The sequence below is a fragment of the Corynebacterium sp. UBA4397 genome, assembly GCF_002390965.1.
Taxonomy (GTDB): domain Bacteria; phylum Actinomycetota; class Actinomycetes; order Mycobacteriales; family Mycobacteriaceae; genus Corynebacterium; species Corynebacterium flavescens.
The window spans coordinates 65,131-84,707 of the sequence record NZ_DGRD01000017.1 but is presented as its reverse complement, the minus strand read 5'-3'; the positions used below and the strand labels follow the sequence as shown (position 1 = coordinate 84,707).

Annotated in this window: 4 protein-coding genes; 3 read left to right on the top strand and 1 reads right to left on the bottom strand. The window is 61.0% G+C overall.

The genetic code is table 11. The features are described 5' to 3' along the window. Positions 1 to 55 precede the first annotated feature (55 nt). The 3 genes from B2696_RS03755 to B2696_RS03745 all read left to right on the top strand — a co-directional run bounded on the left by B2696_RS03755 (position 56) and on the right by B2696_RS03745 (position 13,952). Entirely contained in the window at positions 56 to 4,660 is a 4,605-nt protein-coding gene (locus B2696_RS03755) for an Eco57I restriction-modification methylase domain-containing protein (protein ID WP_286953995.1), read from the top strand. Positions 4,661 to 4,771: 111 nt separating this feature from the next. Continuing rightward, complete coding sequence (locus B2696_RS03750) at positions 4,772 to 11,467, top strand: DEAD/DEAH box helicase (RefSeq protein ID WP_286953994.1); 6,696 nt, start codon at positions 4,772 to 4,774, stop codon at positions 11,465 to 11,467. Positions 11,468 to 11,564: 97 nt separating this feature from the next. Continuing rightward, the gene (locus B2696_RS03745; protein WP_286953993.1) at positions 11,565 to 13,952 is read left to right on the top strand and encodes a 3'-5' exonuclease; all 2,388 of its coding nucleotides are present in this window, start codon (positions 11,565 to 11,567) and stop codon (positions 13,950 to 13,952) included. Between the two features lie 35 nt (positions 13,953 to 13,987). Here the strand turns inward: B2696_RS03745 and B2696_RS03740 are convergent, their stop codons facing one another. Then, a complete protein-coding gene (locus tag B2696_RS03740) occupies positions 13,988 to 19,489 on the bottom strand; it encodes an AAA domain-containing protein (RefSeq protein ID WP_286953992.1) in 5,502 nt (1,833 codons plus the stop codon). Between the last annotated feature and the right edge of the window lie 88 nt (positions 19,490 to 19,577).

Here is a 19,577-nt window from a genome sequence, read left to right as displayed (position 1 = left end):
CCCACCCTCTTTTCACCCACCCACTTTTCCTCCCCACCTCAAGAAAGCACATCACATGGCAGACTTCGATTCCATCATCAACGTCGAAGAGTGGATCTCGGATTACTATCTCACCACCGATGAAAAAGGCAGCTCCTTTGGCAAACGCGTCGATGATGAGCTCAAGGAATGGCGCAAGCTGGAGAAGGATAGCCAGGGTGCCACGCACTCCCCACTGAGCAGGCTGACCTCTCGCCGTGAGGCCATTCAGACCGCCCTTTCTGCGCTGGAGGAGGAGGCAGAGCCCGCCAAGCTGGACGCGGTCTATGACCTCATCTGTGACGCCTTTGGGTACCCGGCACCGCAGGAGGTGGAGTTTGATCGCAACGGGCAGGCGCTGCGCCTGCGCGCGTCGGCGGATACAGCAGGCTCAGTGGTAGTCCTGCGCGCCGGCCAGCTGGGCTCTATCGAGGAATTGGCCGGGCTGCGTCCGCTCGGCCCGGAGGCAACGCTGGGGGACAAGCCCCTCGACATCGCGGTGCCTAAACTCGTCGGCGAGATCTTCCTCGCGGAGTCCGCCCCAGACTTCATTCTCGTCCTGGCGGGCAACTGGGTCATCCTTGCCGAGCGCGAGACCTGGCCACTGGGCCGCTTCTTGGCAGTGGATCTGGGTCTGGCCATCGAGCGCAACGATCAGCGCGCCAAAGGTGAGCTCAGCCGCGTTATCGCCATCTTGGCTGCCGAGCACACCGCACGCGGTGCGGACGGATCCACCTGGTGGCTCGACACGCTGGCCGAGGCACGCGAGCACTCCGTCAAGGTGTCCGAGTCACTGCGTGGTGCCATCAAGGAATCGATAGAGCTCATCGGAAACGATGTCCTGGCCCGCCGCCGCGCCCGCGAAAATGAGGACCTCAGTGCGATAAGCGGCAACGAGCTAGCCAACCAGTCGCTGCGCTACCTCTACCGCATTCTCTTCCTGCTCTTTGCGGAATCTGCCCCGGAGCTGCAGATCCTTCCCACGGGGGATAATGACTATGACGAGGGCTACGGCCTGGCCCGCTTGCGCGATCTCATCTTGAACGAGCCCACCACGCACCGCGCGCAGAATGGCACGCACCTCTACGACAGCCTCGAGCTGCTCTTTGAGCGCGTCAACAAGGGCCACGACCCGGAGGACAAACGCAATCCTCTCTTCGATAGCAACGCCCCGGAAGAAGGGCTAGAGTTCCGCAATCTCGACGCGGATCTGTTTAAGGGCAGCGCCACTGCCTTTATCGATGAGGTCAAGCTCTCCAACCTGGCCCTGCATAAGGTGCTGCAGAACCTCCTGCTGACCAAGGAAAAGCGCGGGAGCGACCGCGGTTTCATCTCCTACGCCACCCTCGGCGTCACGGAGCTGGGTCAGGTCTATGAGGGCCTGATGTCCTATACCGGCTTCATCGCGGAGGAAGACCTCATCGAGGTAGCCAAGCACGGCGATCCCTCCAAGGGCTCGTGGGTGGTCCCGGAGGCAAGCTCCAACGAGCTGGAGCTGCCGGCGGATTGCGTTGTCTACGAGGACCGCGAAAGCGAGCACGGCGGAGTGGAGCGCGTCCCGCGCCGCCACCAGCGCGGCAGCTTTGTCTACCGTCAGTCCTCCCGCGACCGCGAGCGTTCCGCCTCTTTCTACTCGCCGCCGGTCATCACGGAGTTCACTGTGGGCCAGGCCATTGAGGAGCTCACCGCCACCGGGCGTATCGATAGCGCGGATGACATCTTGACTTTGAGCATCTGTGAGCCCGCCATGGGCTCGGGTGCCTTCGCGGTGGAGGCCGTCAACCAGCTCGCGGAGCTCTACCTGGATAAGAAGCAACAGGAGCTGGGCCGTGAAATCCCCGGTGAGCAGCGCACGCTGGAACTCCAGCGCGTTAAGGCGCACATCGCGCTGCACCAGGTCTACGGCGTGGACCTCAACAAAACCGCGGTGGAGCTCGCCGAGATCTCCCTGTGGCTCAACACCATGACTAAGGAGCTCAAGGCGCCGTGGTTCGGCTTGCACCTGCGCCACGGCAACTCCCTTATCGGTGCCTCCCGCGCCACGTTCTCCAAGAAGGAAACAAGCACCAAGGCCTACCTCAAGGCCACCCCTCAACACCACGGCATTCAGGGGCTGGCTACCGCCATTGACTCCGCGGAATCGGATCCCGCCCCACTGGGCCGCATCCACCACTTCCTCGTCCCCAGTGAGGGCTGGGGTGCTGCGGCCGATGCCAAGGATCTCAAGGACATCGCCGGCGAGGAGGTCAAGGAGATGAAAGCCTGGCGCACGGGCATCCGCAAGGGCCTGACCAGCTCCCAACAGACTCTGGCCACCGAGCTCTCCCGGCAGGTTGAGCGCCTGTGGGAGATTGCCCTGGTGCGCCTGCGCATAGCCGAGGATCAGATCCGGCGTGACCTGCCGCTATGGGGGCAAGAGCACACCGAAAGCGCCAAGAACGTCACCCGCCAGCAGGTGGAGGAAGAACTCCTCAACAATCAGGAGGGCGCCTACCTGCGCCTGCGCACCGCCATGGATGCCTGGAATGCCCTGTGGTTCTGGCCCGTAACCGCCACTGAGGAACTACCTGACATCGCGGAGTACCTCTCCACGATGCGAGATCTCCTCGGCATCCCCAATGATGGAGGCAGAAAATCCAAACCAAAAGCCAACCAACACGCCTTCGGTTTCGACATGAACTGGCAGGACCTCGACTACGTGGAGAGCCTCGACCGCACCACCTCGGGCCGTCTGCTTTTCGAAGCCGTCCTCGAGGCTCACCCGTGGCTGAAAACGGCCACCGACATCGCCCACGAACAGGCTTTCTTTCACTGGGACCTGGACTTTGCCACCGTCATGGCGCGCGGCGGCTTCGACTTCCAGGTGGGTAACCCGCCGTGGGTGCGCCCCGATGTCGACTTTGAGGATTTGCTCTCCGAGCACGATCCTTGGTTTAACCTAGCCAACAAGCCCACCCAGGCGGAGAAGAAGCGGCACCGAGAAGCTCTTGGGCAGGACCCGGAGATTCTTCGCACCCTTGCCTCTGGCGTTGGCGAAGTTACGGCCACAGCAGCCGTGCTCGGTGATATCACTCGCTACCCTCACCTCCAGGATCAGCGCCCAGACCTATACCGTGGATTTATGGAACTAACCTGGGAAAATGCCAGCAAGGAAGGGATTATCTCCCTCATTCATCCCGAATCCCACTTAACGGAGAAGAAGGCCGCGCCGCTACGCGCTGGTGCTTACAGACGTTTGCGCCGCCACTGGCAGTTTAGTAACGCTCTAGGCTTGTTTGACGCGCACCGTAGCATTAATTTCGGAGTTAACATCTATGGAAAGACTAATCTGACACCGTGCTTTTTATTTGCAGCTTCGCTGTACCACCCAAAGACTGTCGTAGATTCCTTTGGCCACGATGGCTCAGGAAAGCTGCCCGGCTTCCGAAACGAAGATTATGATTTGGATCTGCGTCCGCACCGGGATCGTATCTTTACCGTCGACGAGGGTACCCTGCGTGTGTGGAACTCCATCATCGAGGAACCAGGTACGCCCTTGCTGGAGACGCGCACCGTCTACTCTGTTAATAGCGAAGCGGCCGCAGTTTTGGCCAAGCTCGCCGCGGCACCGCGCATCAAGTCTCTTGGGCTGCAGTTTTCTTTGGGCTGGGATGAAGCTGCGGGAAAGAAGAAAGGCTACTTTGATACTTCCTGGCAGCACGCTGACTCCTGGGCGGACGTAATCCTGCAGGGCCCTCACCTCGGCGTTTCCACACCGATGATCAAGCAGCCCAATCCTACGATGAAGCACAACAAGGACTTGTCCGAGATCGACCTCGAGGGCATGCGAGCCGATTTCATCCCTGCGACGGCCTTTGCTCGCAACTTAGAGGCCAAGAATTATAAGAAAGATTATGGTCTTTGGCAAGCCGACGGCGAGCCGGTATATGTTTTGGATCAGTACCGTGTTGCGTGGCGCGTTAGGGCTGTAACGACGAATTTTCGAACCTGTTACCCCTCAATTATTCCCCCTGGTGCAGCTCATGTCGACAACGTGGCTGCAGCCGCGAATACGACCGAAAAGGGTCTGACAGTTTACGCAGCAGCCTCCCTTAGTAGTTTCTTAGCTGACTTCTTTATTAGATCGACTGGCGCTAGTCACCTTCGTTCCAAGAGCATTGAATCAGTTCCTCTTGGGTCAATGCCATTTAAAGGTGACGTTGTGCAAAAGAGCCTTGAATTGAACTGTATAACCGAGGATTATGCACCATTATGGGAGGAATTAATATGCAGTCCTTGGACCGTGGAAACCGTAGAGAGAAACGCCGCTAAACGGTGGCACCTGCAGAACGAGATCGATGCGATGGTTGCTCTGTCACTGGGTGTGACCTTGGACGAGCTGTTGATGGTGTACCGCACTCAGTTCCCAGTGATGCGGCGCTATGACCAGACTGATCTCTATGACGCGAATGGGCGGAAGGTTCCGGGGGACATCGTCAAGCGGGTGAAGAAGTTGAAGGCGGGGGAGACCCTGTCATTGGCGGAACGGACGTGGACGCACCCGCAATCTGAGGTGGAGTATGTCTTTGAGTATCCCTTTGCGCCCTTGGATAGGGAGGCGGACCTGCGGGAGGCATATGAGAAGTATGCAGCGATGCTGTAGCCGGTGATTTGTCTGCAGAGTCCTTAAATGTGGTGTTCTAATAGTGCGGAGACCTATCCCGCAAGGGCCTGTTGCAGAAGCCATATCAATCTAGTGGAGTAGTAGAAAACGATGTCGAGCCTTATCCCAACGCGTGCCTCTAGGCACATCGCTGATGGTCTATCCGAGTACGTGACCACCAGCTTCTCGTTGGCAGAGGACTTGACCTCCCAGCAGCTCCGCGCGTTTTTGCAGGCCCCACACGGCGGGATGTTCTTTGGACCCTATGTGAAAACCCGCTTGCCCTACGCGCCGGCGCGGGATTGGAAGGGGATCCTGGGTTGGCTGCCGCAGGGATTTACGCCCTACCGCCACCAGGCGCAGGCCTTCGAGCGGCTGGCCTCCTATTCCTATGCCGAAGGCACGCAGCGCCGGCCCCAGCCCACGCTGGTGGTTACGGGTACCGGCTCGGGTAAGACGGAGTCTTTCCTGTACCCGATTCTGGATCATTGCCGCCGCAACCGAGGCAGTGGCATTAAAGCGCTCATTCTCTATCCCATGAATGCTCTGGCCGCGGATCAGGAAAAACGCCTGACTCGGCTGCTGATGGAGGATGAGGCGCTGGCAGGGATAACCGCAGGCCTTTATACCGGTGAGGTGGCCTCGGGAGGCCGGCGCAAGGTTTCTGAGCGCGGCCTCATCACTGACCGCGAGGTCATGCGTGATACCCCGCCGGACATCTTGCTGACGAACTACAAGATGTTGGATCAGCTGCTGCTGCGCGCGGCAGATAGGCCCATGTGGGAAAAGTCGGCCGCGACCTTGCAGTACCTAGTGCTCGATGAGTTCCACACCTACGATGCAGCCCAGGGCTCTGATGTGGCAATGTTGCTGCGCCGGCTGGGGCTGATGCTCAAGAAGTACCAGGGTGAGGGTGTACTCGATGCCGAGGAGGCGGCCCGGCCTTTGGGGAAGATCACGCCAGTGGCTACCTCGGCAACGCTGGGCGGTGGTGGCTCTGCTGATGCTGCTGGTGATGGCTCTGCCGCTGTTGGTGGCGTCTCCGGTGCGCACGCGGACATGCTGAACTTTGCCCACACCGTATTTGGCGAGAAGTTGGAGCCAGAAGCAGTCGTGGGGGAGACGCTGCTTGATGTGGAGCAATGGCGCGCCACCATCCCTGAGCTCGTGGGTCTGCCGGTGGTATCAACGCCCCTGCCCACGGTGGAGACAATGGAGGCTGTTATTGCCCAAGTGGCCTCCGTGGTCGAAGGCATTGGATTGGCCGAGGCTGCTTTTGGTGAGCCTGCAGATTCTGCTGAGTCTGCAGGCTCTAGTGGAGTCACCGAGAAACGCGAGTATGACCTGGCCGTGCATTTCGCACTGTGCGATCACCTTCTGCTCTGCGGTGAAACCGTCGAGGAGGCGATTGCCGCCATGGCTGGCAATGCTGTGGTGGAGAAGATCTTGCGGGCGGCTACACAGCCCTTGCCCCTCGAGCATGCGGAAACGCGCGCCGGTGGAGAAGGCACTGCAGCCCGTATTGCCCCACTGGTGGAGGAGGTTTTTGACGCGAGTATCTTGCGTGCGCACCGCGAGATGGCAGTGGAGTTTCTCACCATCGTGCTCTCAGAAATCGCGTACCTGCGCGCGGAGTTTGGGGCACTCCGCGGCTGGGATGGCAAGAAGATCCCGGGGGTAGAAACGCACCTGTGGGTGCGTGAAATCTCCCGAATCGACCGGGCTGTGGGCCAAGTCGAAGATAGTGAGGCTGTTGCCGGCGACGAGGAAGGCTTGTCAGAGCAGTCCATTTTCCGTTGGTCAGATGATGGTGGAATTGCTCGCGGAGTAGAACACGCACATGCGGGCGCTGATAGCGGGCGGGCATGGCTGCCGGCTATCTACTGCCGGCACTGCGGGCGCTCGGGGTGGATGCTGGCCTTTCAGCCAGGTGGAGACACTTTTGAGACGGCTCCACAGAAGATTCGTGCGCTGTCCCTGACCCACTTGGAGCGCCTGCGGCCTTTGATCGATGCCACGAGCGAGGCAGTGCAAGGTGTACTGCGCAGCGATGATGATAAGTCCCGCGTTAAGTGGCTGAACATGGATCTGCCCGGGCTGATGGAGGCTGAGCCTGCAGCAGAGGTGCGCGAGGAATCCCCGGTGGTGCCGGTGCTCGTGTACTCGGGTGAGGGAACAGAGGAGCGGGCCAAGGCGCAGAACTGTCCTTCTTGCGGCGAGGATGACGCTATTCGCTACCTGGGCTCCTCTGTGGCCACGCTGCTTTCAGTGGCGTTGAGCAACCTCTTTGGCATGGACGAGCTCGACAACGCAGAGAAGAAGACCCTCGTCTTTGCTGACTCAGTGCAAGACGCCGCCCACCGCGCCGGGTTTGTACAGAACCGGGCGCGCGCCTTCGCTGTGCGTTCCCGCATCTGGCGGGCAGTGGAGTCCTACCTGCATCCGGCTACTGATGAGGGGACTGAAGCCCTTTCAGAAGGCGTAAACGGCGTGCGCCTGGACCTGCTTTCGGCGCGAATGGTCGAGCACGCGCAGGCCGAGCCCACCCCAGCCGAGTCCGCGCGGGCACTATTTGAACTCTTGCCGCCGGAGCTCAAAGACTCCGCGCGATTCCGCGCCGTGTGGGAGAAAGGTTCTACTCCGAGCGAAGTCACGCGTGCCCTGACGCAGCTGCGTAAACGCCTTGACTTGGATCTTGCCCTGCAATTCGGTGACCGCGTGGATCTGCCACGCTCTTTGGTCTCCACCGGCACGCTTAGCGTGGCAGTTGATGTGGAAGATGAGGTTCTTCTCAAGGCAGCACTGTCAGTCGGTGGGGTCCTCGCCACGGATGCTGAGCTCTTGGGCTGGGCTCGCGGCTGCGTTGAGTACATGCGCATCTCGGGCGGCATCTACCACGACTGGTTCAAGGGATTCCTCGGCCAGGACTGCAACCGCTACTTACTCAATAGCCGTGAGGCTAGGGCCAAAGGCGTACCTGGCTTCGTCCGCGGTGGAGAACCTAAGTTTCCACGGGCAGGCGCTGCGCTCAAAGGCGCATTAGGCAAGCGCGGAAACAGTGCTGCTATGTCCCTGAGTGCGCAACAAGGGTGGTACGCACGCTGGACCAACAAGGCGCTGGGCACCTCAGTGGGTTCTGCTTTTGACGCGGCCAAGCATGCCACCGAGCTTTTTGCTCAGCTCGAGTACGCCGGGGTAGTGGACTCATTGCCCACCGCCAGCGGCGGGCGGATTTATTCTTTGCCACCAAGTCACATCGTCGTGCGGGAGGAATCCACCCCGCAGTTGCTGGAGTGTCCGGTGTGCCACCTGCGCGCGGGCGTTGATGCCGATGGGCGTGCAGCGCTAGCCGGCACCGCCTGCTTCACCTTGTCCTGCTCTGGTTCCTTCGAGGTCATCGACGTTGAAGACAACTACTATCAGCGGCTTTATCGCACCCGCAACACCCGCACAGTGGTCTCAGCTGAACACACCAGCCTTGTACCCACCAACAAGCGTAAAGAAATAGAAGATCAGTTTAAGCTCCCCGCCGAGCAACAGCAGGCCGATGCTCCCAATGTCCTGGTCGCCACACCCACCCTGGAGATGGGCATCGACATCGGCGACCTATCCACCGTGATGCTCGCCTCCATGCCTTCCACCGTGGCAAGTTACGTGCAAAGAGTGGGGCGCGCCGGGCGTCTGTCTGGAAACTCGCTCATTGTGGCTCTCGTGCGTGGCCGAGGTCCTGCGCTGACCAAGCTGGAGCATCCGTTGGAAACCATCGCGGGCTCCGTCACGGCTCCGGCAGCATATCTCTCGGCCCGTGACATCATGCACCGCCAGTTCTTGGCCTATCTGATTGATGAGCTGGAGCCGAGTGCTTCTTCCGCGCGCTATGCCCGCGATGTGCTCAGCAGAAACAGCGAATCTTTCCTCGATGAGATAGCAGCCATGGCAGAGCAAGCCCATTCCCTGCAAGCAGAGGCGGAGGCCATTGCCACGGGGAAGAGTGAAGAAGTCCCCTCCGCGAAAGACGTGCATATCTGCGGGGCACTCGGGCGCTTTAGCGCGACCCTGCGCTCCAATACCGCCCCAGAGGTCCTCCAAGAACTCGCGCGATGGGTGACGTCACCAGGTGGCATGGTGGCAGACATCGACTCGGCGCGCACGCGGTGGAGCGAGACGAATATTGAGTTGCTCAAACGCCTGGAAGTAATGGAGCAGCGCAAGAACGAGCTGGAGGAGCGGCGCGCAGCCGCCGCGATCGAGGACGATGACACGAAGAATCAGCTCGATTCGACCCAGGCCGCTCTGCGCTTTACCCGCAAACAGCTCAAGGACCACGCGGAGGAGTATTGGATCTCTGCGCTGGAGCGCTATGGCCTGCTGCCCAACTTCACGCTCTTGGACGATAGCGTTGAATTCCACCTTTCAGTGTCTTCCTTCAACGTGGAGGTACAAAAGTTCGAGACCAAGGTCTTTGACTACAGCCGCGGTATATCCTCCGCGCTAACGGAATTGGCACCGGGGAATACCTTCTACGTTCAGGGGGTTGGCGCCGAAGTTGATTCCGTAGAGCTCGGCGCCGAGCATTCCGCCATCACGCAGTGGCGGCTGTGCCCCGAGTGCTCTTACTGTCAGCCAACCGGGGTGGTACTCTCGGCCGCTGCGCAATCTCCAGTGTCTGCGCCTCCGGCTGGGCCGTGCCCGGCGTGTGGTGCTCCCGGATTTGCTGACCGCGAGCAACTCGTCGACGTGGTTGAGATGTCTAAGGTCTATGCCTCGGTGGATTCCGCGCGTAGTGCTATCAGCGATAATCGCGATGATCGCGCCACGAAACGCTTTCAGACGCAACTGAGCTACCGCGTTCCCGAGGGGGGACATGGTAAAGCCTGGTACCTCAGCGATTCCGGGTTTGGCATGGAATACCTGCCGCATGTGGACATGCGCTGGCTTAACCTGGGGCGTTTCGGCGGAGGAGCCAAGCGGGTATTCGCCGCAGCAGAGCGCGAGGCCCCGCTCTTTCGCGTGTGCGAACACTGTGGACACCTCGATTCCCAGGCAGGTGCCAACCGCTGGCAAGACCATGCGCCCTGGTGCAAGCACCGCAATTCCGTGGAGGAAGAGTCCTTGACCATCGCGCTGGGCCGCACCTTGGGGACTCAAGCCGTGCTTGTGCACCTGCCAGCCTTGTTGGGCATGCTCGATTCCTCCACGCTGCCCTCACTCATCGCCGCCTTCAAATTGGGCTTCAAAGAATACCTGGGCGGAAACCCAGACCACCTCGATGTGGAGCAGGTACGTGCGCCCTCGGATGGCTTCGTCTCCGACATGCTCTTGGTGCATGACACCATCCCCGGGGGAACCGGCTACCTGGCGCAGTTTACTGATCCGGCGCACGTGCGCCGCCTCTTTGAGGTGGCCTACCGGCGGCTGGTTTCCTGCCATTGTGCTCACGAGGATCGTGAGTGCTGTCCTTCCTGCCTTTTGCCCTTTGCTCGAAGCAGCCAACTGCCACAGACGTCGCGCGCAGCTGCCGTCGTGGCGCTGGGCAAGATCTTGGCTGATGATATCCACCTTTCCGCCGAGGCCGAGCCCCTTGAGTACTCCTGGGAGGGCCACCTGACGGAGCACAAGCCCGAAGGCTCCGCCCAGTCGCAGCTTGAGCGGAGATTCCTGGATCAGCTGCGCCAAGACCTCAAAGCAATGGGGGCTGTGGTCAGTGATGCGGTCGTGGGAAACTACGCTCACTGGACCATCGACTTCGGCCCGCAGGTTCCGCATAAGTGGACCATGAAGGAGCAAGTCAACCTGGGATTTACCATCCCAGACATCGTGTTCTCGACCCCTGACCCACAGGTGCGCGATATAGCGCTCTACCTCGATGGCGCCGCCTACCATGCCAGTTCAGTGCACAACCGCGTTGCCGACGATTTTGAGAAACGCAACCGCCTCTATGCCGATGGCTATCTGCCGTGGTCGTTGACGTGGCACGACATCGACAAGCGCCAGGCACGCGTCAACGGTGAGTACATAGAACCGGCTTGTTGGGTAGAACCTTCCAAACATGCGGTATTCTCCCGACAATTCAACATCGCAGCTGAGCGGATGGATTTGCTCGGTGTGGATGGTCTTAGTTTGCTTGAGGAAGTTCTTCTTGACCCTGGCAAGGAGTGGCAGGATCTCTCCCATGCTGCTGTGTTGGAGGCAGTTCTCGGTGGGGAAGGCACCGGGCAAGAGTATTGGAACACTTATGGCAAGGCAGTTGAGGTCAGATACTCGACTCGACTGCGCCAGCTAGTTTTCGAGAATTCCCGCGCCGGGGATGAAAAGAAGCATTGGCAGTTGTTTGTCGGGCTGAGCAATTACTTCTACCTCGACCCATCGAATGCTGTGGTCAGGGTCATTGACTCCGACGTGGAAACGAATCTGGAAGACAGTGCTATTGCCTCCGGAGTTGCCGTGGGAGTGGATGCGATGGGCATAGAGGCGCAACCGGCTGCGGAGCCAGATTCTGCAGCATCATCTACGCCGCCGATACCACTGGAATGGGAAGAGATCCTGGCTGAATTTCAGGACGAGCCCGAAGCACGAGACTGCCTGCGCGTGTTGGCACAGGCAGGGATTGCACCCCCGGATGAATCCAGCCTCGGCACAGAAGTCGATGGTGCGCCAATAATCGCACGGTGGCCCAAGGAGAAACTTGTCCTGCTCTATGCCGATGATGTCCCCGACCTGGGGCCGGGCTTAGAGGCAGGGGGACTGCATGTATTCGGTGCAGACTTTTCTGAAGTACCCGCTGAAGTGGCTGCGCTCTTTTACTAATCTGAACGGGCACGGGGAAGACTAGCTGCTGAAAAGCAGCTGGAGAAGACTATCCGGAAATATTTACCGAAGAAGAACACAAGGAGACCACGAGGGCATGCCAGCTACAGTCGCGTTCTATAAATCCCTGCAGAATAGGTATGACCTGGGAAACCAGATTGTAGCCTTCATCGATAAGTTGGCCAGCAATCCAGAGAGCCCCTCGCTGCATGTGGAGCGGGTGGCCAACGCAGCCGATAAGCGTGTGCGCACAGCGCGAGTTACTGACAAGTACCGTGCCGTGCTCTTTGAACTGCAGGGCAGCGGGGAAAAACAGTTCCTCGTCATTGACATCCTCAACCACGATGATGCCTACGATCTGGCGACTTCGAAAAGCCTCGTGGTCAACGCCGTTACCGGAGTTACCCAGCTTGTGGATGTTTCTGCCACAGGCGCCGGTGGCGCCGGCGACGGCGGTGCAGGCACTGCGGGAGGTTCCGCAGGGCTCTCGCAGGCAGAGATCGAGTCACGTGCCAAGGCTATTGCCGCGCAGAAAGTTGCCGAGTACCAAGCACAGCAGGCGGCCACTGATGCTGCCAAGGAGACGGCGCGGGCGGATTCGAAGGACGCTGAACGCCCTGCCGCAATTCTTGGCGAGCACGGCATCACTGCTGAGCAGCTGCGCAAGGAGCTGGGGCTTAGTCCGCAGGTAGTTGCTCTCATTGAAGAGGCATCCAGCCTGGAGGAACTCGAGAAACTCTGGGAAGGTATTTCCAACTGGGAACGCGATGCCACGCTGGGATTGCTTTCCGGAATGAGCATTGCCGAGGTACGCGCCGACTTACAGCTCGATTCCGCCGCCGAGTCTGACGAAGATACGAGTGCCACCTCTCCCACGGCTGAAAAGACCGGCGACGACGATGCCCTCATTGCAGGCATGCAGACCCCGGCCGGAAGGATGGACTTCCTCATTGATCCCGGGCAGGAAGAGCTCGAAGAGATCATCAACGGTGGCTCCTTCGCGCAGTGGCGTGTGTTCTTGCACCCCAGCCAGCGCCGCGCAGTAACCGCCCGCCACAGTGGTTCCGCGCGCATCACCGGCGGTGCGGGCACCGGCAAGACCGTCGTGGTCATCCACCGCACGAAGCATCTGCTAGACACCGACCCCGGCTCCCGCGTCCTGTTGACCACGTTCACCCGTGAGCTGGCCAATGCGCTCAAAGGTCAGATGAATGAGCTCGATCCCTCTTTCCCCGAGGCCAGCGTGCATGGCAGCCCCGGGCTGTGGATCTCCGGTATCGATGCGCTGGTGCGTGACGTATTAAAGAATGCGCAGAAGTCCGAGCTACGCATGGCGCTCAAGAGCGCTGTGGGGATAGACGGCGACTTTTGTCCCGGGGCCTTGGATGGGCGCACCGAAAACCGCTTGTGGATCGAGGCCGCCGACCTTAAGGGCGGGACGCTCAGCCAAGAAAAGAAGCATCCGGCATTCCTGGCTCAGGAGTACTCCGCGGTGATCTTGACCCACGGCATCAAAGACGAGAAGTCCTACCTGCGAGTGCGACGCGCAGGACGCGGAACCTCGCTCAACCGCGCAGAGCGTAAGACCGTCTGGTCCATCGTGGAGCTTTTCCAAGCCAAGTGCGCCGCTGCCCAGAAACTGACCTATGCCGCATGCGCGGTGGTGGCTGGAGACATCGTTGAGCAGCGCTCGGCCGAGGGCATGTTTGATCACGTCCTCATCGATGAGGCACAGGACTTCCACGCCGGTCATTGGCGTTTCTTGCGCGCTATTGCCAAGTCAGGGCCGAACGATATTTTCATCTCAGAGGATTCTCACCAGCGTATCTACGGCCAGCGGCTGGTGTTGCGCAACTACGGGATTGAGACCCGCGGGCGTGCCACAACCAAGCTGCGCGTGAACTACCGCACCACTGCGCAGAACCTAGGCTATGCCTCTGCCATCTTGGATGGCACGCAGTGGGTGGATTCCGAGGAACAAACCGATGATCTGCACGGTTATCACTCCGTGCGCCAAGGCCCTGCCCCCGTCACCGTCTACTCGGAGAGCAAAGCCGAGGAAGCTGAGAAGATTGCCGCCCACATTGCTGAATGGACCGCTGGCGAGGCAGCTGTGTCTATCGGCGTGCTTGCGCGAACTAACTCGCGCCGGGCAGAAATCTCCGCGCAGCTCGCAGAGCTGGGCATTGCCGTTAGCCCAGGGCGTTTTACCACCGCCGACCGTCCAGTGACGGTGATGACCATGTTCAACGCCAAGGGCCTGGAGTTTACCCACGTTGTTCTGGTCGATGTCAGTGCCGAGGCGCTGCCTCAGCAGTACCTGCTGCGCGGCCTAGCACCCGCCGAGGTTGAGGATTCCCTACAGCGCGAAAGAGCTCTCCTCTACGTCGCGGCCTCCCGCGCCCGCGACATGCTCTTAGTCAGCGTCGTGGGCAAGCCCTCGGAGCTATTGCCGGAGCAGCTCGGGGAACCGGATATGCACTAGGCTCCGTGTCTCCCCGAGGGCCGGGTCTGCTCGGCTCAGTCCTGACCTGACCAAGTACTCAGCGCTAGATGATCGCTCAGGAACGCAGCACCCTTCTCAGAGAGCCGGCCTAGGCCCCAATACTTGCGGCAGAGCTGGAAGAGCTCGGTCGCGGTGGGGGCGGTGGGGAAGAGATTCATTGTTGCGATTACCTCGTCTGAGGTCATCTCCCGCAGGTTTCTTTCGCCGAGCTCGCGGGGCACGGAAGGGTCTTGCCCGGCTAGGTAGAAGGTGCGTTCGTCCAAAGTTTTGCGATTAAGCGGGTTACTCGACAAGATGACGTTTTTCTGGAGGGCAACGCTAAGGGCCTGCTTGATAGTTGTCTTTACCTCGCTGCCGATACGTCCGCCGTAGCCTGCCGCATACTTCCGGTAGAGGCGCCCACCCCGGGTAGGGCCCTCGACCTGCAGAATCTTGACTAAGCCCTCTTCGATCTCGCCCCGCGTGGCTATGGTGACAGCAGTCGTGCCTCCGCCGAAAGCGGTGAACTTCTCCGGAGCCGGGATGTCTCCCTCAGCCGCCTCGAGGACGACGCTTAACTCCGAACGAGCAGAGGAGGGCTGCAGCGGGAAGCGCTGCTGCGTTTCCTCGCCATTGGACTGGCGGACGAGCAGCGGGTTGGGGAGCCCGGCTTTCCGGAGAGCGGGTGCTGGTTGTGCCGGCTGTTCAGGCTGTGCTGAGAAGGGATTGCTCAGGGAGCCGCCGAGGGAATCGGTGGGGTAATCCTCGGGAACGTCATCATTGTCGTCATCGTCGTCATCGTCGTCATCGGCGTACCCGGCGGCCTCACCGTATTCGGTGCTGTCGGTGCCGGCCTCGGCCTCGGCTTCGATTAGCGCGGCGAAGGGGTTGTTGGAGAACTCGTCATCGGCGTAGAGGTCGTCCTCATAGGAGAACTCACTAGATACCTTGCCGGTCCATTCTTCGCTCGGCTCGGCTTGCCCGGCCTGTTCGGCATGTCCGGCATGCGCGGATTGCTGCGCAGTTGGTGCGGACGGTGTGACCGGTGCGGAGGTGGAGAAGGGGCTGGGTTCTGTGGCTGCTCGGGTTGTGGTTGGTGTTTGGGCTGTGGTGGCTGTTTGAACAGTGGTGGCTGGCTGGGGTGCGATGTTCTGCGCGCTGATTGCGCTGAGCAGGCGCTCCAGGCTGGCTGTGGGGTCGGCGCGGTAGTCCTCTTCCCAGATGCGGTAGAAGTGCCAGCCGCAGCGCTCCAGTTCACGCTGGGCCTGCATCTGTGCGTTGAAGGCCTCGCGGGTGGACCAGGAATCGCCGTCGCACTCGATGGCAAGGCGGGCCTTGTCGCCTTCGACCACGAGGTCGATGACGTGGCCCATCGCGTTGTAACGGGGCAGGATACGGAAGTGGCGTTCGCTCAGTGCGCGGTAGATGTCCTGTTCAAAGAGGGTATCGAAGGGTTCAGTGAGCGAGCCTTCGCTTGGCAGTGCGATTGTCTCCGTGGCTTTCTGGGCGGCGGCATCGGCAGCGGCCAGGGTGTTACGCGCGTAGTCGAGGAGGCGGAAGCGCATGTCCTCGTGGTTGTTGAGTTCCGCGGCTTGCACCGAGTGGAAGACCCACACCTGTTCCTTGGCGCGGCTGACGGCGACGTTATAGCGTTGCACGTCGCGCTCACGGGTCTGGGCATTAAAACGCACGTCGCCGCGGTACGAGGCCACCATGGACAAGAAGATGACGTCGCGCTCAGCGCCCTGGAAGTCGGGGGCGATCCCGGCCATGATCTGGCGTTCCTCGATCACGGCGGTGTCGATCTCAGAGAGGAGGAGCTGCTCAATGCGCGCGGCCTGCGCGGAGCCAAGCAGGGAGATGATTCCGAAGGTCATGCCCTCGTATCGTGGATCCTCAAGGCATTGCTTGAGGTGGTCTAAGATGGCGTGGGCCTCGGCGTCGTTAATGCGCTTGGTGGCCGTGCCTGTCATTTCACCCTGCGGGGTATGCACCAGGCGGAAGGGGCTGAGGCGGTCGGCGGTGACCTGCCTAACCGGCACGAGGGGGACGCCGTTGTTTTCGTAGGCAATGGCGTTGGAAAAACCGATGATTTCAGGAACGCAGCGCCGGTGCTCAGTCAGGGTGAGCTGGCCGCCGTAGCGCATATTGGCGTCGTCGAAAAGCGAGCGGCCGGTGCTTGTCCAGGAGTTCTTGAAAGGCAACTCCGGGATAAGCTGGTTGGACAGGGATAGGAGCTCGTCCTGGCGCACGCCGACATCGGAGGGCGAGACCTGCTTGTCGTCACCGATGACCACGATCTTCGGGGCGAGGTACTGCAGGAATACCGCGGACATGCTGGACTGGGAGGCCTCGTCCACGATGACCACGTCGAACATGTTCTCCTGGATTGCCAGCTGTTCAGTGACGCGGAAGAGGGGCATGATCCACACCGGGATGGAGGCGCGGCAGTTATCGAGGGTCTTGCGGATCTCGGCGCGCTGCATGGCCGCGTACTTGCCGGTGCCCTTGCCCAGCTTGCGTACCTGCTGCACGTAGCTCTTGAGCACGGCGCGTGATTGGGGGGAAAGCCTATCGCCGGAGACCGCGTGATTCCAGGCGCGGTGCTGGGCCAGCTCCGCCGATTGCTTGCGCAGGCGGTCCTCGATGAAGGAGAGCTGCTGCTGAATGCGGTCGATGTCGGTGCTGATTAGACCTTGGCGCTGCTCCTCAAGCTGGGCCCAGGCCTGGGCCTTGGCAAGCTGGGGCAGGCGGCCGGAGTACTCGAGCTGGGTGGTCAGGCGCTGCGCACGGGGCATGGCAGGGAAGGTGCGCAGCAACTCGCGGCCGGTGGCGCCAAAGGCGGCGGCCTCGGCGCGCAACTCCACGAGCTCCTTTTCGCGGGCGTGGAGCTCCTCGAGAGCCTGGATGACCTCTGAGTAAGCATCGAGATCGAAGTCGCGCACGGCCGCATAGGCCGGCTCGATGACGGCGGCGGCGCTCTCACCCACGGTGGACAGGGTGGTGCTGATCATCTCGAGCGCGGCTGTGTGCTCCTCCTTAATGCGGGCGAGGTCGCCGCGCTTGTCCTTCAGCTTTATTGCAGCCAGCAGTGCGGGGACGGCGTCGGCGTCAAGCCAGTTGAGCGGGGGAAGCCGGTGCTCGCTAAGGAAGGCATTGGTATTCTCCGCCGCCTGCAGCTTGTCAATGAGGGCACTGAGGGAGGCCGCGGCGCGGCGGTACTCCTCGATCTTGGCGCTATCGCTGAGTGTATGCTCCACCCGAATACCGGGAATGATGTCCGCCATGGACTCTACCGCGCGAGCCAATTCGCCGTGGGCGATGAAGGATTCTAGGTCCGCGCGTTCCACGGGGGCAACGCCGTCGACGCGCACGGAGTCCAGCAGGATACGGTTGCGCTTATAGGCGCCGGGGGAGAGCATGCCCAGCTTGGCTGCACCATCGGGGCGCAGGGCCACGGTCTTTCCGCCGCCATCGAGGTGTGCCAGCAGGTCCTTGGCTTGGCGCAGGAGCAGGCCCGCCTCGCCTTCAAAGGAGATGGACCGGCGGGACTTTGCCACAAGATCGCTGGCCTTGACGACGGCGCGGTCCAGCTGGGCCGCACGGTCCTCCCAGATCTCGCGAATGCCACCGAGGATCTCTAGGGCGGCGTCGGCGTGCCATCCTCCCTGGGAGTCCACGAGGGTAGAAATATCGTGCCGGGTCCGCTCGAGCCTCTCCTCAATCTGGGCGGTGGGGAGGGAGCCGGTATTGTTCAGAGCCTTGCGCAGCGTGGAGGGGCACTGGGAACGCAGCGCTTCGACCTGCGCGGCAGTGGTTTCTTGGAGTTGCTTGAGCTCTGTGAGTTCGTGGAGGCTCAACGGCAGTTCTTCTTGGGCAAGCTTTTCGATGACCGCCGCGTCCACGTCGGAATCGAGCTGGGTCAGGGCACGCAGGAAAGCGAGGAAGCGCGGGGAGTTTACCTGTTCGGCGTCGCAGGCACGCAGCAGGGAATCCTCAAGGATCCACTCATACTCGCCGCGGTGGGAATCCACATACTGGATTAGTTCGCCGTGCGTGCCCGAGAAACCTTCGATGTCGCAGGAGGTGCCGGCCGCCTCATAGGCGCGGGCCAGATCAGCATAAAGCCCCTTGCGCTCAGCGAGCAGGGAGGCGGCCTTCTTCTCGTGCTTCTTGACCGCGGCCTTGTTGTGCTTGGGGTGAAAAGCATCCGCTTGTTTGGAGATCACCTGGATGGAGCGCGAGAGCTGGCTTTGCTCGGCGGCGCTGTGCCCGATGACGGAAACGGCCAAGTCCTGGATGGGCTCCGGCAGCTTCCCGCGGACCTCAAGGAGTGCGCGGTCGGTCTCTGCGGTAACGAGGACGCGCTTGCCCTGGGCCAAAAGGTGGGTAATCAAAGCCGCGGCGGTGTGGGTCTTGCCCGTGCCGGGAGGGCCCTGCACCAAGGTCTGGGCGTTGGAGTCCACCCTGTCGATGATCTGCTTCTGTGCCTCATTGAGCGGCAAGGGGCCAAAGAACTCGCCCTCGGATTCAATGAGCGCACCCGGGGTATCGGAGGGCTGGGAAGAGGGCACCGCGTCCGGATCAACAAGCGGCATAAGCCCCTGGGGTACGCGGTTGCTCTCGACGATGGTCTCCGCGATGCCCTCGAAGACTGCCGCCAGATCAGAAGGCTTGCGCGTGCGCTGAATAATGGCGGGCGAGAGTGTGATGATAGGCGCCAGACCAGGTACGGGCAGGCGCGTGTCCTCGCTGATGCGGCCATCGGGGTGCAGCTGAAAGGCCACCTGCGCGCAGATCTCACGTACGAAGTCGGGCTCAAAGGAGGGGACATCCTGGTTTTGCAGGCTCTGGCGCACCTTGGTCACCACGCTCGCCGAGCCCAGCGCACTCGAGTCGAGCATGTCGAACTCAGCGCTTAGCGCCACCACCGATTCCGCCAGGCAGACGCTAATCTCACCGGTCTTGAGATCGAGGTGAATCTCAATCGGTGCGGAGAGCACGTGCCTTTGCACCGGCTCATGGTCGGCGGGCTGCCAGGATAAAACGCCCGCAGCCAGTACCAGCTCCAGGGCATCGCCCTTGGTGCTCATTGCGTTGCGAATGCTAAAAAGCTTCTTATACAAGGCATGGACGGGCCTGTCGCGCCGGGCTTTGTCGGCCCAGGAGTTCCACGTCTTAAGCCACTCATCGCGCAGGCGCAGGAGCCCCGGCTCGCTATCGGCGCCTAGGAGGGGGAAGGTGGGCGCTTGGGAAGGATTATTGGTCTCGCCCTCTACGAACTCGCGCAGTAGGGAAGGAATCTCGCGCGGGAGCACGTCGCGGGGCTTGCCCACGATGAGGAAAGGCTCGCCGGGCGCGGCGGCGATGTCTATGAGGAGGTCCGGGTGCGTGGCCAGAGCGCCGAGCCAGATGACTTCCCCATCCTTGCTGTACTGCTTGACGTCGCGGGTCTTCTTAGACTTGACCTGTTGGACCTGGGCCAGGAACTTCATCAGGTTGACGGCGTCGTGGGAGGTAGGGCTCAGCGCGGACAAAACTGCTCCTTTTAAAAGCACGGAGGGGGGAGGAGAGACAGAGGGCTACAAAGATAAGGTATAAGCCCGTTCCACTATAGAGCCCGTG

Bases quoted from the DNA above. Each gene is read 5' to 3' on its own strand.
- B2696_RS03745 (WP_286953993.1), top strand. From the start codon at position 11,565: ATGCCAGCTACAGTCGCGTTCTATAAATCCCTGCAGAATAGGTATGAC.
- B2696_RS03755 (WP_286953995.1), top strand. From the start codon at position 56: ATGGCAGACTTCGATTCCATCATCAACGTCGAAGAGTGGATCTCGGAT.
- B2696_RS03750 (WP_286953994.1), top strand. From the start codon at position 4,772: ATGTCGAGCCTTATCCCAACGCGTGCCTCTAGGCACATCGCTGATGGT.